Origin of the sequence: Providencia sp. PROV267 (assembly GCF_028477825.1) — a bacterium.
GTDB classification, from domain to species: domain Bacteria; phylum Pseudomonadota; class Gammaproteobacteria; order Enterobacterales; family Enterobacteriaceae; genus Providencia; species Providencia stuartii.
Window position 1 is genome coordinate 242620 of sequence record NZ_JAMPLX010000009.1, and the last position, 23083, is coordinate 265702.

The 23083-nt window shown below is 42.7% G+C and carries 22 protein-coding genes; 9 read left to right on the plus strand and 13 right to left on the minus strand.

Going from position 1 to position 23083, the window contains the following annotated elements:
* Positions 1-2: 2 nt before the first annotated feature.
* Positions 3-1070, minus strand: coding sequence for an ATP-grasp domain-containing protein (locus PR709_RS08060; RefSeq protein WP_014656809.1), 1068 nt, complete (start codon positions 1068-1070; stop codon positions 3-5).
* A 320-nt stretch (positions 1071-1390) separates the two neighbouring features.
* Between PR709_RS08060 and PR709_RS08065 the strand changes: the two genes are divergently transcribed.
* The 6 genes from PR709_RS08065 to PR709_RS08090 all read left to right on the plus strand — a co-directional run bounded on the left by PR709_RS08065 (position 1391) and on the right by PR709_RS08090 (position 5996).
* Positions 1391-1984, plus strand: coding sequence for a TerD family protein (locus tag PR709_RS08065; protein WP_004926810.1), 594 nt, complete (start codon positions 1391-1393; stop codon positions 1982-1984).
* On the plus strand, positions 1981-3165 hold the full coding sequence (locus tag PR709_RS08070; RefSeq protein ID WP_061064686.1) for a TerD family protein: 1185 nt from the start codon (positions 1981-1983) through the stop codon (positions 3163-3165). The genes PR709_RS08065 and PR709_RS08070 overlap by 4 nt, the downstream gene beginning before the upstream one ends.
* Positions 3166-3190: 25 nt before the next feature.
* Positions 3191-3646, plus strand: coding sequence for a tellurite resistance TerB family protein (locus PR709_RS08075; RefSeq protein WP_004926805.1), 456 nt, complete (start codon positions 3191-3193; stop codon positions 3644-3646).
* Positions 3647-3677: 31 nt separating this feature from the next.
* Entirely contained in the window at positions 3678-4721 is a 1044-nt protein-coding gene (locus PR709_RS08080) for a TerC/Alx family metal homeostasis membrane protein (RefSeq protein WP_004926804.1), read from the plus strand.
* A 48-nt stretch (positions 4722-4769) separates the two neighbouring features.
* The gene (gene terD / locus PR709_RS08085; protein ID WP_004926803.1) at positions 4770-5348 is read left to right on the plus strand and encodes a tellurium resistance membrane protein TerD; all 579 of its coding nucleotides are present in this window, start codon (positions 4770-4772) and stop codon (positions 5346-5348) included.
* A 72-nt stretch (positions 5349-5420) separates the two neighbouring features.
* Positions 5421-5996, plus strand: coding sequence for a TerD family protein (locus PR709_RS08090; RefSeq protein WP_004926799.1), 576 nt, complete (start codon positions 5421-5423; stop codon positions 5994-5996).
* 110 nt (positions 5997-6106) lie between these two features.
* Here PR709_RS08090 and PR709_RS08095 read toward each other — a convergent pair whose 3' ends face one another.
* The 6 genes from PR709_RS08095 to ribF form a co-directional block, all read right to left on the minus strand.
* Positions 6107-6766 carry an HAD family hydrolase gene (locus PR709_RS08095; RefSeq protein WP_004926796.1) on the minus strand — a complete coding sequence of 220 codons (660 nt, stop codon included), beginning with the start codon at positions 6764-6766 and terminating at the stop codon, positions 6107-6109.
* Positions 6767-6859: 93 nt separating this feature from the next.
* The gene (gene ispH / locus PR709_RS08100) at positions 6860-7813 is read right to left on the minus strand and encodes a 4-hydroxy-3-methylbut-2-enyl diphosphate reductase (RefSeq protein WP_004926791.1); all 954 of its coding nucleotides are present in this window, start codon (positions 7811-7813) and stop codon (positions 6860-6862) included.
* Positions 7794-8264, minus strand: coding sequence for an FKBP-type peptidyl-prolyl cis-trans isomerase (fkpB, locus tag PR709_RS08105; protein ID WP_004926787.1), 471 nt, complete (start codon positions 8262-8264; stop codon positions 7794-7796). Before fkpB ends, ispH begins: the two co-directional genes overlap by 20 nt.
* A gap of 65 nt (positions 8265-8329) precedes the next feature.
* A complete protein-coding gene (gene lspA, locus PR709_RS08110; RefSeq protein ID WP_004926783.1) occupies positions 8330-8830 on the minus strand; it encodes a signal peptidase II in 501 nt (166 codons plus the stop codon).
* Positions 8830-11640 (minus strand): isoleucine--tRNA ligase, encoded by a 2811-nt coding sequence (gene ileS, locus PR709_RS08115; RefSeq protein ID WP_004926779.1) that lies wholly within the window; start codon positions 11638-11640, stop codon positions 8830-8832. The genes lspA and ileS overlap by 1 nt, the downstream gene beginning before the upstream one ends.
* A gap of 27 nt (positions 11641-11667) precedes the next feature.
* On the minus strand, positions 11668-12606 hold the full coding sequence (gene ribF / locus PR709_RS08120; protein WP_004926774.1) for a bifunctional riboflavin kinase/FAD synthetase: 939 nt from the start codon (positions 12604-12606) through the stop codon (positions 11668-11670).
* Between the two features lie 601 nt (positions 12607-13207).
* Between ribF and rpsT the strand changes: the two genes are divergently transcribed.
* Positions 13208-13468: a 30S ribosomal protein S20 gene (gene rpsT, locus PR709_RS08125; protein ID WP_014656814.1), complete on the plus strand. Its 261-nt coding sequence runs from the start codon at positions 13208-13210 to the stop codon at positions 13466-13468.
* 52 nt (positions 13469-13520) lie between these two features.
* Here the strand turns inward: rpsT and nhaR are convergent, their stop codons facing one another.
* A complete protein-coding gene (gene nhaR, locus PR709_RS08130) occupies positions 13521-14444 on the minus strand; it encodes a transcriptional activator NhaR (protein ID WP_014656815.1) in 924 nt (307 codons plus the stop codon).
* A gap of 183 nt (positions 14445-14627) precedes the next feature.
* The gene (nhaA, locus tag PR709_RS08135; RefSeq protein WP_072502531.1) at positions 14628-15800 is read right to left on the minus strand and encodes a Na+/H+ antiporter NhaA; all 1173 of its coding nucleotides are present in this window, start codon (positions 15798-15800) and stop codon (positions 14628-14630) included.
* A gap of 392 nt (positions 15801-16192) precedes the next feature.
* Between nhaA and PR709_RS08140 the strand changes: the two genes are divergently transcribed.
* Positions 16193-17041 (plus strand): EamA family transporter, encoded by an 849-nt coding sequence (locus tag PR709_RS08140; RefSeq protein ID WP_104873003.1) that lies wholly within the window; start codon positions 16193-16195, stop codon positions 17039-17041.
* A 59-nt stretch (positions 17042-17100) separates the two neighbouring features.
* Here PR709_RS08140 and dnaJ read toward each other — a convergent pair whose 3' ends face one another.
* Positions 17101-18237: a molecular chaperone DnaJ gene (dnaJ, locus tag PR709_RS08145; protein ID WP_004926754.1), complete on the minus strand. Its 1137-nt coding sequence runs from the start codon at positions 18235-18237 to the stop codon at positions 17101-17103.
* A 110-nt stretch (positions 18238-18347) separates the two neighbouring features.
* Complete coding sequence (dnaK, locus tag PR709_RS08150) at positions 18348-20267, minus strand: molecular chaperone DnaK (RefSeq protein ID WP_154625260.1); 1920 nt, start codon at positions 20265-20267, stop codon at positions 18348-18350.
* A gap of 335 nt (positions 20268-20602) precedes the next feature.
* Here dnaK and satP point away from each other — a divergent pair, with 335 nt between their 5' ends.
* Complete coding sequence (gene satP, locus PR709_RS08155; RefSeq protein WP_060560957.1) at positions 20603-21169, plus strand: acetate uptake transporter; 567 nt, start codon at positions 20603-20605, stop codon at positions 21167-21169.
* A gap of 55 nt (positions 21170-21224) precedes the next feature.
* Here satP and mog read toward each other — a convergent pair whose 3' ends face one another.
* Positions 21225-21803 (minus strand): molybdopterin adenylyltransferase, encoded by a 579-nt coding sequence (mog, locus tag PR709_RS08160; RefSeq protein ID WP_004926746.1) that lies wholly within the window; start codon positions 21801-21803, stop codon positions 21225-21227.
* Between the two features lie 309 nt (positions 21804-22112).
* Positions 22113-23066 (minus strand): transaldolase, encoded by a 954-nt coding sequence (tal, locus tag PR709_RS08165; RefSeq protein ID WP_014656817.1) that lies wholly within the window; start codon positions 23064-23066, stop codon positions 22113-22115.
* Positions 23067-23083 lie beyond the last annotated feature (17 nt).

Here is a 23083-nt window from a genome sequence, read left to right on the forward strand (position 1 = left end):
TATTAGTTTTTATCCGTACTGATTAAATTGGTTGTTATTGAACTATAACTGATTGAATTTGTGATAGGCCGTATAATCGAAGGTGTGAATTTTGCTTTTTCAGCAACGACTTCCTCTTGGCTAATTAGACCAAGCTGCCGCAAAGCAAAAATACCAGGTAGGTTGATACCACTATGTTGTGTGTAACCTATTCCACCAGAAGGACGCATATTGATTTCAAGCAAAACGGCGTTCCCCTGAGCATCATTGCGTGTTTGCACATTAACAATCCCATCGGCTTGCATCACTTGCGCGCAAGCACAGCCTAACTCATAAGCTTCCCCTGAGTTTTCTAAGTGCTGCAAAGAGCCTTCTTTACGGCGAGCAACCGCAGCAATAACACGACCTTGTTCGACAACCATATCTACCGAATATTCAGGCCCCGGCAAATAAGGCATTAAGACTAAAGGTTCAAAGCCGTCTGCTTGTTCCATCGCTTGCAAATAGAGGCGAGGGTTAACTCGACGACTCTCAGGGTGAGTAAATGCCGCCATAGCAGAAACGGAATCATCAAAACGCCAAAATCCCATACCATAAATCCCTTTAATAGGTTTCACACATAATGGCACATTTTTAAAAGGGTTATTCACGATAAATGCTTTTAATTCATCAATTGAGTCAATCTGAATAGAGGGGACAACGGGCAAACCGTGCTTTTCCATTGATTGTGCAAAAGCATATTTATCATCGGCTAACTGAAGTGCACTAACACTCATCGCCCCCGTTGTTAATTTAACGCCAAGAGACTCAATTTGCTGGCGGTGAGATTCAAACCATTCACTATTTCGGCCAGCTTGGATTGCCGATATTTTCTCTTTTTCAACCAGCCGAGTGATAAATGCCAATCGCTCAGTACTATCTTCTGGCTCTAATCGTGCATAGTCGGCCTGAGATAAAATTTCATTTCGGGCATGACGATGAGAAGCAAATATCGTTATGTTTTTCAGTTGTTGTTGAGCAAACTCACGAGCACCTTGAATAAGGTCTCGCTGCGAAGACAAGCCTTCCATAAACCATATTTTACTGTTCATCAATCCCTACATCCATCCGAAGCACCCAATAATAAGATCGGCAATAATGCGATTTAAACCGCAACATGTCAATCATATTGTGATTTATTACCGTTAATAGTTTAGAACTACATATATTTACATTTAGTTCGGAAAAATCTCATTAATCAATATACTAAAAATGAATTAATCATTTATATTCAACACGTTAAAATAAAAAGAAATAATATTGAAAAAAATAGCGTTGCCCAACTACTTCATCATGATATGATTAACTTTATATTTTGGATTTTAGTTATGTAAAAACCACTATTTCATCGTAACTTTGAAGGAATTTTATTATGGTTTCATTAAGCAAAAATCAAACCATCTCCCTGAGCAAGCAAGCACCTGCGTTGAATCATCTGATGTTTGGTTTGGGCTGGGATCCGGTTCAGGTTAAGAAAAAAGGATTTTTAAGTGGGCTTTTTGGTGGCGGTAATTCAATCGATTTGGACGCTAGCTGCATTTTACTTGATGCACAAGGAAAGCAAATTGATGTAGTCTCTTTCCGCAAATTAAAATCAAGCTGCAACTCTGTCATTCATTCAGGCGATAACCTTACCGGTGAAGGTGATGGCGATGATGAAACCATTTTTGTAGAACTCAATAAACTGCCAGCCAATACCGAATACCTCGCATTCACAGTCAATAGCTTCCGTGGTCAAACCTTCAATGAAGTCGAAAACGCATTTTGCCGCGTTGTTGATCACGCTACTAAAAAGGAGCTGGCAAACTATAAATTAACGGAACAAGGCTCGCATACAGGGATCATTATTGCTTCTTTGCGTCGTAATAACGGTCAGTGGGATTTCACCGCTCACGGTTCGCCTTCTACAGGTCGCACTATTCAAGATATGCAATCTGACATCGTTAATGTGGTGGTACGCCCATGAATATGACTCCAGGTGCTAATGCTACCGTTCCTTCTCAAACCCTGACGATCCGTATTCAATCTGGCATGGCTGTTGATGCCTCGGCTTTCCGTTTATACGATACAGGTAAAGTTAAAAACGATGCGGATATGGTTTTTTATGGTCAAACAACGAATGATGATCAAACCATTAGCTTTCGTCCTGAAGGCAACAATAGCCTCTTTACCGTCGATTTAAATCGTTTACATCCTAGCGTGCAAAAAGTTGCATTTACAGCAACTTGTGACGGCAACCAAACCATTGCTGGCTTGCAGCGTCTTGCTATTCAAGTTGATGCTAATAATGAAGTTTTGTTAAACGGCACGGTGGAAACTAATGGACGCCAAGAAGCGGCATTAATTCTCGGTGAACTCTATCGCCGTAATGACAGTTGGAAGTTCCGCTTTATTGCTCAAGGGTTTAATGGTGGACTAAAACCTCTCGCTGAGCATTTTGGTGTTGATGTTGAAGATACACCGACACCCGCGCCGACAGCCACTCCAGCGCCAGCCTCAACACCAACACCGCCCCCTGCTCCGGCCTCCGTGAATCTGAGCAAAGTGTCTCTAACTAAAGAAAAACCTTCAATTAGCCTCGTTAAAAAAGACGATTTTGGGAAGATAAGGATCAACCTTGATTGGCACCGTGGTAGTAATACTGGGTCAACAGGCTTCTTAGGTGGCTTATTTGGTGGTGGAAATAAAGGAATTGACCTTGATTTAGGTGCATTTGTTGAGCTACAGAACCGTGAAAAAGGGGTTATCCAAGCGCTTGGAAACACTTTCGGCTTCTTTAATTCTCCACCGTTCGTCGAGTTACAAGGGGATGACCGCACTGGTGATGTTTCAGGTGGCGAATGGATATATATCAATGGTCGTGAGTGGAAAAATATCAAGCAAATACTGATTTACGCCTTTATTTACGAAGGTGTACCAAGCTGGGATAAAACGGACGGTGTGGTCACTATTCATGTACCAGATCAACCACCAATTGAAACACGTTTAACCGAAGGAAATAATGGTCGCGGCATGTGCGCTATCGCGCGACTCGTGAACGAGCAAGGCGCTATCAAAGTTGAGCGTATCAACCAGTTCTTTAAAGGTCATAAAGATATGGATAACGCCTTTGGCTGGGGGTTTCGCTGGACTGCCGGTTCTAAATAATCAAAAGGAAATTAGGGGATATACCATGAGTTTTTTCAATAAAGTTAAAGATGCATTGAATACAGGCCGAGCAGAGTTAACCAAACAAGTCGGTCGTTTTAAAAACAAAAAATTTATGCAAGGCACCGTGGCTGTTTGTGCTCGTATTGCTATTGCCAGCGATGGCGTTAGCTCTGAAGAGAAGCAGAAAATGCTTGGCTTCTTAAAAGCCTCTGATGAGTTAAAAGTTTTTGATACCACTGAAGTGATTGAGTTTTTTAATAAGCTCATTACAAGCTTTGATTTCGACTCAGAAATTGGCAAGGGTGAAACAATGAAATACATCCTTGCACTAAAAGATCAACCTGAAGCCGCTCAGTTAGCTATCCGCGTTGGTATTGCGGTCGCCAAAAGTGATGGTGATTTTGACAATGATGAGAAAGCCGCGGTACGTGATATTGCAACTGCATTAGGCTTTTCACCAGCAGACTTTGGTCTGTAATTTTAATTAAGGACCCCGTTTAGGAATTATTATGGTATCCACTCATATTGGCTTTCCGACTGAAACCGTAATTGTGTTTGTGGTATTAGCAATCGGAGCTATTTTTATCGATTTATTTATGCACCGTGCTGATAAACCGATCACATTAAAAAATGCAATTTTCTGGTCCATATTCTGGGTTGCCATTGCTATGGCATTTGCTGGATTCCTATATATCCATCATGGCTCGGAAGTTGCCAGCCTATTCGTAACAGGTTATGCGTTGGAAAAAGTCCTCTCGGTCGACAACTTGTTTGTCATGATGGCGATTTTCTCTTGGTTTGCCGTACCGGATCGCTTTCGCCACCGGGTTCTATACTGGGGGATTATCGGTGCCATTATTTTCCGTGGGATCTTCGTCGCCATCGGTACAGGACTTCTCAGCTTAGGACCATACGTTGAAATCATCTTTGCCCTTGTGGTTGCTTGGACAGCGGTAATGATGTTACGTAGCGGCGATGACAGTGATGAAATTGAGGATTATTCTCAGCACTTAGCCTATCGTTTAGTCAAACGTTTCTTCCCAATTTGGCCTAAAATAACGGGGCACGCATTCTTATTAACACAAAAAGAAGTTGATGCAGAGCTAGCCAAACCTGAAAACAAAGATGTGACAATCGGCCGCGGTAAAAAAGCAGCACTTTACGCAACCCCACTTATGTTATGTGTGGCTGTCGTTGAGTTATCTGATGTGATGTTTGCTTTTGACTCTGTACCCGCTATTATCGCGGTAAGCCGTGAGCCACTGATTGTTTACAGCGCAATGATGTTTGCAATATTAGGTTTGCGTACGCTTTATTTCGTTCTGGAAGCATTGAAGCAATATCTTGTCTACTTAGAAAAAGCCGTCATCGTTCTTCTGTTCTTTATTGCCGTTAAACTTGGCTTGAATGCAACAGATCATATTTGGCATCATGGCTTTAGTATCTCTGCTAGCACAAGCTTGTTTGTGGTACTTGGGGTACTTGCATTAGGCATTATCGCAAGCGTACTTTTTCCAGAAAAAGATAAATCTGAGGATGAAAAGCATAGCTAACATTCTTTCACAACATATTTTTGCATAAATTTTCAAGGAGTTATAACAATGAGCGTTTCTCTATCTAAAGGCGGCAATGTTTCGTTAAGCAAAGCAGCACCAACGATGAAAAACGTCCTAGTTGGACTTGGCTGGGATGCTCGTTCAACAGACGGTCAGGACTTTGACTTAGATGCTTCTGCGTTTTTATTAGCCGCTAACGGAAAAGTACGTGGTGATGCAGACTTTATTTTCTATAACAACCTAGCATCTGCCGACGGCTCAGTAACTCATACCGGTGATAACCGTACTGGTGAAGGCGATGGTGACGATGAAGCGCTGAAAATCAAATTAGACCTGATCCCAGCGGACATCGATAAAATCATCTTCGTTGTCACTATTCATGATGCACAAGCTCGTCGCCAAAGTTTCGGCCAAGTTTCTGGTGCATTTATCCGTTTAGTCAATGATGACAACCAAATTGAAGTCGCTCGTTATGACCTGACTGAAGACGCGTCAACGGAAACGGCAATGCTATTCGGTGAATTATACCGTCATAGCAATGAGTGGAAATTCCGTGCCGTCGGTCAAGGCTATGCAGGTGGCCTAGCCTCTGTATGCGCTCAATACGGCATCAATGCATCTTGATATCAGTAAAATCAGTGATAAGTATTGGTAGCGAAAAAACGCTACCAATTTTCAACAGCAAAGGAGCTTTATATGGCAGTTTCCCTCGTTAAAGGTGGTAATGTATCCCTGACTAAAGAAGCACCGACAATGAATGTTGCTATGGTCGGTCTGGGATGGGATGCTCGTGTTACTGACGGCGCAGATTTTGATTTAGATGCTTCTGTATTTATGGTTGGAGAAGACGGTAAAGTTCTCTCTGATGCAAATTTTATCTTCTTCAACAACAAAGTAAGCCCATGTGGTTCTGTTGAACACCAAGGCGATAACCGTACTGGGGAAGGCGACGGTGATGACGAACAAGTCAAAATCGACCTGACTAAAGTTCCTGCTGAAGTGAAAAAACTGGTTTTCTCTGTCACGATTTATGATGCAGAAACACGTAAACAAAACTTTGGCATGGTAAGCAACAGCTTTATGCGTGTTTACAACAACGATACCAATGCTGAAATTGCACGTTTTGACCTATCTGAAGACGCGTCAACTGAAACAGCAATGATTTTTGGTGAGCTATATCGCCATGGTAACGAGTGGAAATTCAAAGCGGTAGGCCAAGGCTTCGCGGGTGGCTTGAGTGCATTAGCAGCTCAACACGGTGTCAATATCTAATTCACCTTAACTAAGATGAGCACTGCCCTCATCTATAAAGATTACTGGCAGTCATCAAGCTCTCATCTCTCTCTTGATGACTTTATTTTCCCAAGAGACTGATAATAAAATCAGTCTCTACTAACCACCTGTTTATGTTTATATCGGTAGTGCTTTTTATGGAAATGGCGCCAGTGTGCGTCTTGCGCGGCTTGCAATAATTCAAAATCCCCACGAGTATCACCCCAAGCGCGTAGGTGATATTGACCCAAGTCACCGTATACCTGCTCTAAACGTTTTACTTTCTGTTCACGGCGGCAGTTTTGGCCAACCAAATTCCCCGTTAATTTACCATTCACCACTTCAAGTTCAGTACTGATCAACTTGATGCCTAACCTTTTTGCAAACGGCTTAAGGACCAGAGATGGTGAGGCGGAACAAATCGTCACTTCAGCACCACTTTCAACTTCAGCGGCAACACCTAACACCCCTTCAGGGCGCATCAATTTCGTCCAATAAATCTTACAAAATTGTTCGGCTTTCTCTTTTAGCCACTTCTCGTCAACCCCCGTGAGAAAGGTCTTAATCAGCACTTCTTTTAATTCGTCACGCGTGAGCTTGCGCCTAGCACATTGCAAAGTAGGCAAAACCAATCTAATAATTTTGCGGGAAAAACGATATTTCCCGAACGCGAATTTTAAAAATGGGATAAAGCTGTCACGATATGTTAATGTGCCATCGAAATCAAAAACAGAAAGTACATTAACGGCATGGGCGGTATTGTTGGGCACGAATGAAAACTCCAAAAACGCTGCGTTGCCTCCAACCTGCCTCTATTAGGCAGATCAGAGGTATTCTATAATAAATAACTAGGCGCCTTGCCATTAGCTAATTTGCTTAACCTCAACACGTAACTCTTTAGGTACTTCAAACACAATATTTTCTTCGCGGCCTTGAAGCTCTACAACCTCATCAGCGCCAAACTCTTTCAGTTTATCGATCACTTGGCGAACTAAAATATCAGGCGCTGAGGCTCCCGCAGTCAAACCGATAATTTTTTTATCGACTAGCCACTCTGTTTTAATGTCTTCAGCACCATCGATGAGATAAGCTGGTTTTTTCATTCGGGAAGCCAATTCCGCCAAACGATTCGAGTTTGACGAATTTTTAGACCCCACAACCAACACAATATCTGCACGCTCAGCAAGTTCACGCGCTGCTTCTTGACGATTGGTCGTCGCATAGCAGATATCATCTTTACGCGGGCCAACAATGCTTGGGAAACGTTGAGTTAATGCATCAATAACGTCAGAGGTATCATCAACCGAGAGCGTTGTTTGGGTCATAAAGCACAAATTATTTTCGTCTTTTACTTGCAGCTTCCAGACATCTTCTGGGCTTTCAACAAGGTACATTCCACCTTCTGGGTTACTGTACTGCCCCATGGTACCTTCTACTTCTGGATGGCCTGCGTGACCAATCAAAATAGCTTCTTTGCCTTTTCGGCTAGCACGCGCCACTTCCATATGCACTTTGGTCACCAATGGACAAGTCGCATCAAATAACATCGTCAGATCACGTGAGCGCGCTTCTTGACGAATAGCTTGAGAGACGCCATGAGCAGAAAAAATCAGGATCGAGCCATCGGGTACTTCAGAGATCTCTTCAATAAAAATAGCACCGCGCTGACGCAGATCATCTACCACATAACGGTTGTGAACAACCTCATGGCGTACATAAATAGGTGCACCATAAAGCTCAAGTGCTCTTTCTACAATGCTGATCGCACGGTCTACCCCTGCACAAAAGCCACGAGGGTTAGCCATTAATATTTGCATTTTGACTCTCCAATTGCGGGTCAATCTCAAGTACTTCAATATCAAAAGTGATTTGTTGCTCTGCTAACGGATGATTAAAATCAATCGTCACAGATTCACCTTCTATTGATTTTACTACTCCAGGCATCTCACTGCCATTCATTGCAGTAAAAAGCATGATTGTGCCAATCTCAGGTATCCCTGTTTCCGTAAAATCACGCAGAGAAAAGTATTGAATTAAATCAGGATTATGTTTACCAAAGACCGTATCACCCGGTAATGAAAAACTTTTCTTTTCACCCACATTCAGCCCAACTAATTGCGCTTCTAATTCAGGTGAAAGTGAACCATCCCCTAAACTAAACAACGCAGGTTTACCCTGACTATGGGAAGAATCGGCTGTCGAACCATCTTCTAGTTTCAACGTAAAATGCAACAATACCGCGCTTTGTGGTTGTACCTGAGTAGACATAAATCGAACCTATTTCTATTATAAAAATCAGCCCGGCAGAACCGGGCTGAGGGTTATTATATCAGTTAATTTGCTTTCTTTTTGTCCTTGTCAGGCAAGAAGCCTTCTAAGATCACTAAAGCGGCACCAATACAAATCGTAACATCTGCAAGGTTAAATGTTGGGTAATGCCAATTGCCTATATAAAAATCAATATAATCAATGACAAAGCCATGTATTAAACGATCACTCAGATTGCCAATTGCTCCACTGATAATCAACGCATAAGCGATATTGCTTAGTCGTTTTTGCGCGCTTTGGCGATACATCATTACCATTAAAATGACAGATATCGTCACCGCGATGCCAGCAAAGAACCAACGTTGCCAGCCTCCCTCATCAGCAAGAAAACTAAATGCGGCACCAAAGTTTTGTGCATACATCAAGTTGAGGTAAGGCATGATTGGATATAATTCATGCAGGTTCATCTCTTTCAAGACTAACTGTTTAATGCCTAAATCCAATGCAATCAGCACAACGGTTAACCACAACCAACGTAACCCAGTAGAACAAATAGGTCTCTTCATTATGCAAACTTACGTATTTCACCGTTTCCGGCTACGTTAGTGACACAGCGACCACACAATTCAGGGTGATCAGCAACGGAACCTACATCATTAGCATAGTGCCAGCAGCGAGGACATTTTTCACCAGCAGCCTTGCTAAAGCCAATTTTCAAGCCACTTAGCTCTGATTGTTGTGCATTCGCTGGTGCCTCAGCAATATCAGCAACTCGTACTTGAGAGGTCAACAACACAAAACGGAGCTCATCCGCTAAGCTATTGAGCTTCTCTGCAAGCGCTTTATCCGCATACAAGGTGACAGAGGCCTCTAATGAGCCACCGATATGTTTATCTGCACGTGCTTGCTCAAGAACTTTGTTAACTTCACCACGAACAGCAAGTAGCTCAGCCCAGAAATCATCATTCATGCTTTCTGTTTCTGCCAAACCAAATAATGCGTCATACCACTCTTCGGTTAATACAAACTTAGCACGCTCACCTGGCAGCTCGTTCCAAATTTCATCCGCAGTGAACGACAGTATTGGTGCAATCCAACGAACCAAGGCTTCCGCAATATGGAATAACGCTGTTTGGCAGCTACGACGAGCAAGGCTATCACTCTTCGCGGTATACTGGCGATCTTTAATGATATCCAGATAGAATGAGCCCATTTCGATAGAGCAGAAATGCATAAGGCGCTGAATGACTGACAAGAAGTCATATTCATCATAGGCTTTAGTGATCTCTTTTTGAGCCTCAAGTGCACGCCCTACTGCCCATCTATCTAACACCACCATCTCTTCAGGTTTAACCATATCAGTTTCAGGGTTAAAGCCGTTCAGGTTAGCCAGTAAGAAACGTGCAGTGTTACGAATACGGCGATAAGAGTCTGCCGCACGTTTTAAGATCTCATCCGATACCGCAATTTCACCAGTGTAATCGGTAGATGCCACCCATAGACGTAAAATATCAGCACCCAGTTTGTTCATCACATCCTGTGGGCTAATTGTGTTACCTAAAGATTTAGACATCTTGCGGCCTTGACCATCGACAGTAAAGCCATGAGTCAGTACTTGACGATAAGGTGCTTTGCCTTTCATTGCCGTTGAGAGCATCAATGAAGACATAAACCAACCACGATGTTGGTCTGAACCTTCAAGGTACATATCTGCTGAATTGCCGTGATACTCAGGACGTGCATCCACAACGGCAAAATGTGTCGACCCTGAATCAAACCATACATCCAGTGTGTCTGGCACTTTACGGTAGATTTCAGCTTCATCACCTAATAGCTCAGCAGCATCCAGATCCCACCATGCTTGAATACCATCAACTTCAACACGTTTAGCGACTTCTTCCATCAACTCCAACGTGCGAGGATGTAACTCTTCGGTCTCTTTATGCACAAACAGTGACATTGGTGTTCCCCACGTACGTTGACGCGAGATACACCAGTCAGGGCGGTTTTCAACCATTGATTCGATACGTGCACGACCCCAACCTGGGATCCACTGAACGATATCAATCTCTTTTAGTGATTGCTCACGCAAGCCGTTCTTATCCATGCCAATAAACCATTGTGGTGTAGCACGGAAAATGACTGGGGTTTTATGACGCCAACAGCATGGATAGCTATGTGAAATAGCTTGCTTATACAGCAATGCGCCTTTTTCTTTCAGTAACTCAACGATGACATCGTTAGCTTTGAAGATGAACACACCATCCAAGGTTGGATAGGTATTCGCAAGGAAGCAACCATCTGGACCTACTGGGTTTGCAGTTTCTAGGCCATATTTTTGACCGACTACATAGTCTTCTGGACCATGACCTGGAGCGGTATGCACTGCCCCTGTACCGGCATCAAGAGTAACGTGATCCCCTAAAATAGCAGGCACATCAAAGCCCATAAATGGATGCTCGAAGCGCAATAATTCAAGGGCACTGCCTTCACATTCGCTCAGCACTTTCCATGACTCAATGCCCACTGTTTTCATGACATCTTCAACGAGATCAGCCGCAAGGATAACGACTTCACCATTGGCTTCAACCAACTGGTATTTAAACTCAGGGTTCAGTGAGATAGCACGGTTAGCTGGTAACGTCCAAGGCGTTGTGGTCCAAATGACTAGCGCTGGCGTTTTATCACCCACTACGCCAAATTTTTCGTACACCGCGTTGCTATCTACGGCAGGGAAACGAACGTAGATAGATGGTGACGTTTTGTCATAGTATTCAACTTCTGCTTCAGCAAGTGAAGACCCACAAGCAGTACACCAGTGAACTGGTTTTGCCCCTTTCACTAGGTGACCATTAGCGATAGTTTTCGCCAATGCTCTGATAATGTTTGCTTCTGTTTTGAAGTCCATCGTCAGATACGGCTTATCCCACTCACCCAAAACACCAAGGCGAATAAAGTCAGCTTTTTGGCCTTCAATTTGCTCTTTAGCATATTGACGGCATTGTGCACGGAATTCAGCGGCGGAAACTTTCTCCCCTGGCTTGCCTACTATTTGCTCAACTTTATGTTCAATAGGTAAACCATGGCAATCCCAACCAGGGATGTATGGGGAGTCAAAGCCCGCCAACCCTTTGGATTTAATAATAATGTCTTTGAGAATTTTGTTGACTGAGTGACCAATATGAATACTGCCGTTAGCATACGGAGGACCATCGTGCAGAATAAATGTTTTTTTGCCCGATTTTGCTTTACGGATAGCATGATACAAACCTTCTTTGTACCAGCGCTCTAACATCTGTGGTTCGCGTTTGGCGAGATCGCCACGCATTGGAAACCCTGTTTCTGGTAGATTCAGGGTATTTTTATAGTCACTCATCGATTCTCAGTTCCATTTTCCGCTAAATTATCTGACATTTATTGCCGCTAAGTAATCCCTAGCCGCAATCACATCTTTAGCGATTTGCTCCTTAAGCGCGTCTAATGAAGCAAACCGCTGTTCGTCGCGTAATTTCTTACGCAACACGACATCAATATGACGTCCGTATAAATCCATATTGGCATCAATCAGATGGACTTCTAATTGCTGCCCTTTACCAGATACTGTTGGCCTAGTACCTATATTTGCTACACCAGGCAAGGGCTTATCCCCTAAACCGTAAACTTCTACAGCATACACACCCGTCACTGGTGTGACTAATCGTTTTAATGGCAGGTTTGCCGTTGGAAAACCGATGGTACGCCCAAGTTGGTTTCCATGCACAACACGCCCACTGATACGATATGGGTGGCCTAATAACGTTTCTGCTAATGCCAGATCGTTATCTTGTATTGCTTTGCGAATCGCAGTGCTACTGATACGCAACCCCGAATCACAAAAACTTTCTGTATCCGCGACTTGAAACCCATACTGGCTACCTGCTTGCTGTAGGAAAGCAAAATCGCCCATACGATTCTTACCAAAACGAAAATCATCGCCTATGGCGAGGTATTTTACGCCCAATTTTTTTACCAGTAGTTCAGCGACAAACTCATCTGGCGTTAAAGAGGCAAAATGTTGGTTAAACTCAACGCACAGTAGGTAATCAATCCCACTGTCTGCCAAGTATTTCACTTTGTCTCGCAGACGCGTCAAACGAGCAGGCGCTTTATCACCAATAAAAAACTCAAGGGGTTGTGGTTCAAAAATCATCACGACAGAGGGTAACCCCAACTGCTCACCCTTTTGCTTCAAATTTTGAAGTAAAACCTGATGCCCACGATGGACACCATCAAAATTACCAATAGTCAGCACGCAACCATGATGGCACGCCCGGATATTTTGTATACCGCGAATTAGCTCCATAACAGGCTCAATACCGAGGAAATTGCTGGATTATACCTTGTACGACGCTTAAGGTTAACCCAAGTTCGTAAAAGGTTTCATTCAATCGCCATTTTTTGATCAATACACAAACTACAGCCCAGTTTTAGCCTGAATAAAACCCCGACTAAGCGGTTTTAACGAAAAAAATTTAGCTGTTGCTGAATATAAAGATCAAAATATAGGGATAACCAATGGATTATCAATACAACAAAATTGCGCTGAGGTCTCGAAAAATCGTAAATTTTTCTGATTTTCGTCCAGACTTATGCAAGCCATTGTTCTCAATGACCAATAAACAAACAATTATTGCGTGATAATTATACTAACTGCTATTATCTTCAACTCAAAAATTTTTTCAGTAAAAAAATTTTTTATTATGTGCCATCAAATACGCTTTTTTTTCGCGTGAAGATCTGTATTCCTCTAGCATTTGCTGGTAGAATCTTGCACCATTCACAAACGCACTTACGTCGATGTACACGACGTTTATTTGCACAAATCCATTGACAAATGAAGGGCGAAAGGGCATATTCCTCGACCTTTGAATTGTCCTCAATAGAATACATTTGGGAGTTGGACCTTGGCTAATATCAAATCAGCTAAGAAACGCGCTATACAATCTGAGAAACGTCGTCAGCACAACGCTAGCCGTCGTTCTATGGTGCGTACTTTTATCAAGAAAGTTTACCTTGCTATCGCTGCTGGCGATAAAGAAGCGGCTCAGAAAGCATTCAATGACATGCAACCTATTGTTGATCGTCACGCCACTAAAGGCCTGATCCACAAAAACAAAGCAGCGCGTCATAAAGCTAACTTAGCAGCTCAAATCAAAGCTATGTAATTTTGCTTCTTGATTAGCTAAAAAAACCGGCTTCTGCCGGTTTTTTTGTCTGTTAAACTTTTTTCTCAAGCTTATCAAATGGCGCTGAGAACAGATTGGAAAAATCTTTGTTACAGACACGCTGAACCGCAGGATGTTGGATCATGCGTTCCGCAAAAATGACAAAATACTCTTCTTTAACGCTATCTAACCGACCGAGTTCGATAACATCCTCCCCTCCCAAAATATCCGCGGCATATAATGAGGGAGCAACAAAGATTGCATTGTGATGCATACCAAAGGCTTTCATTAAAGCAGCATCATCAAATTCACCAAGTACTTCAACTTGCAAATTCTTATTACGGATCCAAGTCAATAAGTGGCGTCCTAACATTGAACGGCGACCTGGGATCAGCAAACGACGCTCTTCTAAACATTCAGGGAATGGCTTTTTAGGTGCAGGGTCGCGGCAAAAGAAACTCACACTGCACTCGCCTAACTTCACAGAAAATAGGCCTTCTTGCTGTGATGAATCGACTGGGCAATCAGATAAAATCATATCAAGTTTGTGTTGGCTCAGTTGCTCAAGCAACATTTCATGAGTCGATTCAAAGCAGCGAAGATGGATCTGCTCATGTTCAACGACTGCCGTTTCTAAAACTCGACTTACTAACTGTTTCGATAAGGCATCAGCAACACCGACATCAAACAACAAATTTGATTCTCGGCTATAATTGACAATATCAAGCATTTCTTGGCTTAACATAAACATTTTGTCAGCGTAGCGAAAAATGAGTTGCCCAAGCTCTGAGGGAACTAAACCGCGCCCTTGGCGCTTAAATAATTTACCGCCTAGCCGCTCTTCTAATGCTTTTATTTGCCCGGTAATGGTTTGAGGGGTTAAATACAACGCTTCAGCCGCCCCAACGACAGACCCTTCTTTACAGACATGCCAAAAATAATAAAGGTGGTTAAAATTAAGGTGTGAAACCCGCATATCGATTCCTTCTGTACCGCCAATAATAATCAATACTGACCATACTATTTTTCACTGCTCCTTTTGCAGGAGTTATATAGATATACCCACAACACAAAAAAGGTGTGTTGCGGGTATATCATAGTCCATTAACTCGGAATTTCTTACTATTTATTTCTGAATTTATTGGAATTCAGACAATCACTATTTTTGTTGAGGTTTCGGTAACACTACCTTTAACAAAAAGTAACCTAAAAAGGCAGCTAATGTTGATCCAAGTAAAATTCCTAGTCTTGAATAGGTACTATAGCTATCATCCAACCCATCAAATGCCAGTCCGGTAATAAAGATAGACATAGTAAAACCGATTCCACATAAAACAGATACTGCGAATACTTGCCTCAAATTAATGGACTCAGGTAATTTTGCAAACCCAAGTTTTACCGAAACCCAACTAAAGAGAAAAATCCCTAAAGGCTTCCCAAAAAGTAAACCTGCCGCAACCCCTAAAGGTAATGTACTCATCAATCCATCAAACGTGACGCCGTTTAATTGAACACCTGAGTTGGCAAAAGCAAATATCGGTAAAATCATATAAGCAACCCAAGGGTGTAGCACATGCTCAAGCTCTTCTGACGGTTTTGTATTATTTGTGCCATGCAGTGGTATCAAGAAACCGACAATGACCCCCGCGAGAGTTGCATGCACGCCTGATTTAAGAATACAAACCCAAAGGATCAGCCCGATAACTAAATAAGCTGCGGTATTTTCAACTCGCCGCCAATTCATGATAACCAGTAGTGTCACACATAAAGCCGCTAAACCAAGCGCGACTAAAGATAACGAACTGGTATAGAAGAATGCGATAATCACAATGACACCAAGGTCATCAATAATCGCTAGCGCCAATAAAAAGACTTTTAACTCTGTTGGCACTCGCTTACCTAAAAGCGCCATAACCCCTAGGGCGAAGGCGATGTCTGTTGCTGCGGGTATTGCCCAACCTTGGCGTGTAATATCATCAGCGCCATTAAACAACAAATAAATGAGTGCAGGTGCTAACATCCCACCTAGCGCTGCAACAGCAGGAAAAATAGCTTTATCTTTCCCTGCAAGCGACCCCTCAAGCAGTTCTCGTTTAACCTCAAGACCGACGACAAGAAAGAAAATCGCCATCAAGAAATCATTAATCCATAGAATTAATGGCTTATCGAGCTCTAGTGATGAGATCTTAACGGAGATAGGTATATCTAAAAACTGCTGGTATAGTCCCTGAGCTGGCGAATTCGCCATAATTAATGCGACTATGGCAGCAATAATTAGGAGTAGCCCTCCCGCTGCTTCTAACCTTAAAAATTTACGGATGATTGCTGTCATATATTTAACCCCAAAATAAACAGAGTGTTAATATTATGCTAATCATTAGTTCGTAAAAAGTCGTTTATTTATCAGTAATGATTCGATATTCTCGAGCAATATGAGAAATTACTCACTCTTTTTGTTTAATTATTGTTAAATTTAAATATAGACAAATTTATTTGAATCCATATTTTTCTTTTTTACGCAATCGCAGTACACATCCCGTTTCTTAAGATAATATGCTTAACAGATCAACCACTAGCCACTTTTTTAGAGTAAACGCTCTTTTACGTACCGACTCACAAAATAAAGCTTCACCATCCAGTGAGTCACAATCAACCTCGTAAGCCCTTCACAAAAAAGCCTCATTACGTAATACTGAATGACAACCTATTTCACCTATTCGTATTATGACAACCTATGTTTTGCTCGCTGTATTATTTGCAGCATTTTGTCACGCCAGTTGGAACGCCATCGTAAAATTCGGTAATGACCGTTTTTTCGGTTTAGTCATGATCTCATTATTTTCTGCGGTGTTAGCAATACCGGCACTGTTTGTGTTGGGGTTGCCTTCCGTTCATGCCATACCTTGGTTAGCCTTATCACTCCTTTTTCATCTTGGCTATGCCTATTTTTTAAGCCAAGCCTATACACATGGTGATTTAGGGCAGATATATCCCATTTCTCGAGGTTCTGCACCGCTTATTACTGCCTTACTCAGTTTGCTAATCTTCCATGAAATGATCTCTTTAATTGGGCTACTTGGGCTCCTATTCATTATGAGTGGGGTGATTATTATTGCGTTTGCCGGAAGAAAGCTGACGCTCAATATCACAGGAAAAGCACTCTGTTACGCACTGTGCACTGCTTTTTTTACCGCCTGCTATACCTTATCCGATGGGCAAGGTTCTCGGGCTAGCGAAGATCCTATCGTGTATACGTTATGGCTATTTTTGCTTAACGGCATAGTACTTACTCTCTCGGGCGCTTTGAAATATCAAAAAACCCTGTTTCAAGGTATCAAACAGTATTGGCGCTCTGGTTTAATTGGTGGATTAATGCAGTTAGTGAGTTATGGCATTGCTATCTGGGCAATGAGCCAAGCCCCCATCGTTTTGGTTGCTGCGGTAAGAGAAACCAGCGTACTTTTCGCGATGTTTTTATCTATCGTTTTCTTAAAAGAGAGGTTCAACTTCATGCGCGTTACTGCTTGTGTGATTATTTTAGCTGGTGTGTTACTCGCGAAGCTGAGCCATTAATACAAAGAAAGGCACTAATCTCAAAAAAAAGCCCGCAACTAAGCGGGCCATTTAATTTATTATTTGTTAGTTAGGTCATCAAAGAATTTCTTCACGCCGTCTAAAAAGCTTTTTGAGCGTGGGCTATTCTTTTCGCCACTCGTACCACCGAGTGATTCTCCAAACTCTTTGAGTAGCTCTTTTTGCTTCTCATTCAATTTAACTGGTGTTTCAACGACAATATGGCACATGAGATCACCCTGCATACCACCACGGACAGATTTCACGCCTTTGCCTTTCATGCGGAAAATTTTACCGGTTTGGGTCTCTGCTGGGATTTTCAGTTTGACGCGACCATCAAGGGTCGGGACTTCTATTTCACCACCTAATGCCGCAACCGCAAAGTTAATCGGAACTTCGCAATGTAAGTTGTTGCCATCACGTTCAAAAATACTGTGTGGTAACACACGAACTTGAACAAACAGATCCCCTGCTGGTGCCCCATTTTCCCCAGCTTCACCTTCACCGGATAAACGAACACGGTCGCCAGTATCTACCCCTGCTGGGATTTTCACTGATAGGGTCTTATAGCGTTCAACGCGGCCATGACCATGACACTTGTTGCATGGATCTTTAATAATTTTGCCTCGGCCATGACACGTTGGACAAGGTTGCTGTACAGAGAAGAAGCCCTGACGCATGTGTACCTGACCCATACCATGACATGTTGGGCAAGTATCTACGCTGGTTCCCGGTTTAGCACCATTACCATGGCAGACATCACAGGTTTCCAAAGCTGGGATACGGATCTCTTTGGTCACTCCACGGACAGCCTCTTCAAGGGTCAGCTCCATGTTGTACTGTAAATCAGAACCACGGCTTGGGCGCTGCTGTCTGCGGCCGCCTCCAAAAATATCACCGAAGACGTCACCAAAGATATCGCTAAAATCAGCACCGCCGCCAAAACCGCCGCCGCCCATGCCACCTTGCTCAAAGGCAGCATGGCCATACTGGTCGTAAGCTGCGCGCTTCTGCTCATCGGACAGGACTTCGTAAGCTTCTTTTATCTCTTTAAATTGAGCTTCTGCTTCATCTTTTTTATCCTGATTACGGTCAGGATGATACTTCATTGCTAAACGCTTATATGCGCGTTTGATGTCTTTATCTGAAGCATTTTTTTCGAGGCCTAAGACCTCATAAAAATCTCTTTTCGCCATTTATTTTACCCTTAACATGCCGACACGGGCGTGGAGTTTCCTCGACGCCCGTGTTCGGTATCAGTAACCATTAATAACCATTAGCAAGGTCACTGCGCCCGCTAAGGGCATTATTTTTTGTCTTTATCGTTAACTTCTTCGAACTCAGCATCAACAACATCGTCATCTTTCTTCGCTTCTGCGCCTGCGCCAGCATTTGCTGAGCCAGCTTGAGCTTGTTGTTGTGCAATTTCCAGAAGTTTAGCTGAAGCAGTTACTAAAGCTTGGATCTTCGCTTCGATATCTGCTTTATCTTCGCCTTTGATTGCTACTTCTAGCTCAGATGTTGCTTTTTCGATATTCGCTTTATCTTCTGCTGGCAGTTTATCGCCTGCTTCTTCAATTTGCTTACGCGTACCGTGGATCAGTTGGTCAGCTTGGTTACGAACCTGAACTAACTCTTCAAATTTACGGTCTGCTTCAGCGTTCGCTTCCGCGTCACGTACCATTTTTTCGATTTCCTCGTCGTTCAGACCGGAAGAAGCCTTAATGGTAATGTTTTGCTCACGACCACTGTTTTTATCTTTCGCTGATACATGCAAGATACCATCAGCATCGATATCAAACGTAACTTCGATTTGTGGCATACCACGCGGTGCTGGTTGAATACCATCTAAGTTAAACTGACCCAGTGATTTGTTATCACCGGAACGTTTACGTTCACCTTGCAGAACATGGATTGTTACTGCAGCTTGGTTGTCTTCTGCTGTTGAGAACACTTGGCTATGTTTCGTTGGGATAGTGGTGTTCTTCGGAATTAACGGAGTCATCACGCCACCCATTGTTTCGATACCTAAAGACAGTGGCGTTACGTCAAGTAACAGCACGTCTTTAACATCACCCGCTAACACACCACCTTGAACTGCTGCACCTATTGCAACGGCTTCATCTGGGTTCACGTCTTTACGTGGTTCTTTCCCAAAGAAATCAGCAACTGCTTTTTGTACCAAAGGCATACGGATTTGACCACCAACCAAAATAACATCGTTGATGTCATTTACGCTTAGGCCAGCGTCTTGTAGCGCAACCTTAACAGGCTCCATGGTACGTTTAACTAAATCTTCTACCAGTGACTCTAATTTCGCACGAGTCACTTTGATGTTCATGTGTTTAGGACCTGTTGCATCTGCTGTAATGTACGGCAGGTTAACATCTGTTTGCTGTGCAGAAGAAAGTTCGATTTTCGCTTTCTCAGCCGCTTCTTTCAGACGTTGCATTGCCAGCGGGTCATTACGTAGGTCAACACCTTGGTCTTTTTTGAATTCTTCAACTAAGTAGTTGATCAAACGGTTATCGAAGTCTTCACCACCTAAGTGAGTATCACCATTGGTTGCCAGCACTTCATATGTTTTTTCACCATCAACTTCATCAATTTCGATGATTGATAGGTCAAATGTACCACCACCTAAGTCATAAACTGCGATAGTACGGTTACCCACTTCTTTATCTAAGCCATAAGCCAATGCTGCGGCTGTTGGTTCGTTGATGATACGCTTAACATCAAGACCAGCAATACGGCCAGCATCTTTTGTCGCTTGACGCTGAGCATCGTTAAAGTATGCAGGAACAGTAATAACAGCTTCTGTTACTGGCTCACCCAAGTAATCTTCTGCTGTTTTTTTCATTTTTTTCAGAACTTCAGCCGAAACTTGTGGTGGAGCCATTTTTTGGCCTTTTACATCTAACCAAGCATCGCCGTTATCTGCCGCAATAATTTTGTATGGCATAATAGCCACGTCGCGCTGAACTTCTTCGTCTTGGAAACGACGGCCGATCAGACGTTTGATCGCAAATAATGTATTTTCAGGGTTAGTCACTGCCTGACGTTTTGCTGGCTGACCGACCAAAATTTCACCGTCTTGTGTGTACGCAATGATGGAAGGAGTAGTACGATCACCCTCGCTGTTCTCAAGAACACGAGCAGCTGTGCCATCCATAATTGCAACGCATGAGTTAGTTGTACCCAAGTCGATACCAATAATTTTACCCATCTAAAACGCCTCCAAAGGAATTCTTTTTTGTTCAATTTCATTACCAATCTATATGAGGCTCAATATTTCATTTTCAAGGGAGTTTTTACTCCGAGGCTCAATTTTTTTGCTTTACACAATTATTCGACTGATAACGAGTGATGCTTTAAAGATGGGGTCGTAAATTCATTCATCAAGGGGATGACTTAAAAAAATTTCATATTTTTTGCAAAAAAACCTGTCTTTCGATCATTGTTTCAGCAAAAAAAACTGCGTATGATTCGCCGCCAACCTAAACAAGCTGGCAAAAAATTTTATATCTTTTTGAATTTTAATCATTTTTCACCAGAGGTTATATGCAATCCAGCTCTATTGCTAATCCGGGTCCACTTGGTTTATTGGGCTTTGGTATGACTACAATTCTGCTCAATCTCCATAATGCAGGTTTTTTCCCTCTCTCATCAGTGATTTTGAGCATGGGGATTTTTTATGGTGGTATTGCTCAGGTGATAGCCGGACTTATTGAATATAAGAAAGGAAATACGTTTGGCGCAACAGCCTTTAGCTCATACGGGATGTTTTGGTTAACGTTAGTTGGCCTATTATTTTTGCCCACGCTGGGCTTAGCAGAGCCAACCGGACCTGCATTTTTAGGGGTTTACTTACTGATTTGGGGAATCTTCACCTTCTTTATGTTCCTTGGAACATTAAAAGCCAATTTTGTTTTGCAATTTGTTTTTGGCAGCTTAACCATACTGTTTGCATTGTTAGCCATCGGTAATTTAACAGGCAATAGCACTATTTTAACGATCGCAGGCTTTGAAGGGATTGTTTGTGGCGCAAGTGCATTCTACTTAGCAATGGCTGAAGTGTTGAATGAGCAATATGGCAAAACTGTTTTACCAATAGGGCAGCGCTGTTAATCGTCGTCGTAAGCAAGTCAGGTGAGTGAACCTCACCTGACTTAATAATCATGATTTAAGAGCGGATCGCCGACTTTGGCCTAAATGCCTTCACAACACTCGGATCCGTTTCGACATAAGGCCCATCGAGCAGTTGAATACAGTAAGGCACACTAGCAAAAATCCCAGAGACGATGACATTCCCTTCCGCATCCTTTAACCCTTCCAGTGTTTCTGCAATGGCTTTAGGTTGACCCGGTAAGTTGAGGATTAATGCTTGATTGCGTATCGCCCCCACTTGGCGAGAAAGAATGGCCGTTGGCACAAATTTTAAACTAATTTGACGCATTTGTTCACCAAAACCAGGCATCTCGCGATCGGCAATCGCTAATGTTGCATCTGGCGTGACATCACGACGTGCGGGGCCTGTACCACCAGTTGTCAGTACTAAATGGCAGGCAAACTCATCCACTAGCTCACATAATGTTTGTTCTATCATGATTTGCTCATCAGGGATCAGGCGAGTTTCAATACGAAAAGGTGTTGTCAGCGCTTTCGCAAGCCATGCTTCTAAGGATGGGAGCCCTTTATCTTCATAAATACCACTTGAAGCACGGTCAGAAACTGAAACCAAACCTATGCGCAATTCATCCATACAAACCTCAATAAATAACCAATAAAAAGTGCTCATTGCGGGCAGCCCCCGCAAATCACGCGCATTAATACGTAGGTTATCATATCATGGGAAATATAAGGTTTCAGTGCTAAGTATCGCGATATTGCTTAGTGAAAATACATGAAGAAATGTAGGCCGTTCAGCATTAGCCGCGTCGTCAATGATTTCATTTAGTTAAATAATATTCAGGTTGCTTATCAGGGGCTCTTTTGTATTTGGTACTTACTGCTCCAAAATGCAAAAAACCCAGTGAAGACACTGGGTTCTCATAAAAAGTGAAGGCAGAAATTACAGTAGCTCTGCGATCATTTTTTCCAGTTTTTCTTGGTCAATAGCAAATTTGCGGATACCTTCAGCCAGTTTATCTACTGCCATCGGATCTTGGTTATGCTGCCAATAGAACTGAGATTCAGTCAGTTTAGCTTCTGGCTCTTTTGTCTTACCAGAGTCAGTTAATTTACGAACAACTTCGCCTTGCGCTTCAGAGAGTTCTTTTAACAGTGCAGGTGAAATCGTTAGGCGATCACAACCCGCCAGTTCCAAAATCTCACCAACGTTGCGGAAACTTGCGCCCATAACGACGGTTTTGTAACCATGGGTTTTGTAGTAGTTATAGATCTCAGTCACAGAAATAACACCTGGATCTTCTTGCGGTGCATACTCTTTTTTATCGGTATTCGCTTTGTACCAGTCAAGAATACGACCAACGAATGGTGAAATCAGATAAACACCTGCTTCCGCACATGCACGAGCTTGCGCAAAAGAGAAAAGTAGGGTTAAGTTACAGTTGATGCCTTCTTTTTCTAATTTCTCAGCTGCACGGATGCCTTGCCAAGTTGAAGCCAACTTAATCAGAATACGGTCATTGCTGATACCCGCTTCGTTGTACAGCTTAATCAGACGACGCGCTTTAGCGATACACGCTTCTTCATCATAAGACAGACGTGCGTCAACTTCCGTTGAAACACGGCCTGGAACCAGTTTTAGAATTTCCAAACCGATGTTGACTGCCAATTTGTCACAAGCATCAACAACCTGCTGTTCACGATGACTGCTTTGTTTACGGGCCCACTCGACCGCTTCGTCAATCAGTTTACGATATTCAGGAATTTGTGCTGCATTTAGAATCAAAGATGGGTTAGTTGTCGCATCTTGTGGTTTATAAAGCTTCATCGCTTCAATATCGCCAGTATCAGCAACAACGGTGGTCAGACTACGTAAGGAGGTTAATTTATCGGTCATTTCTTTAATCTCGTTGT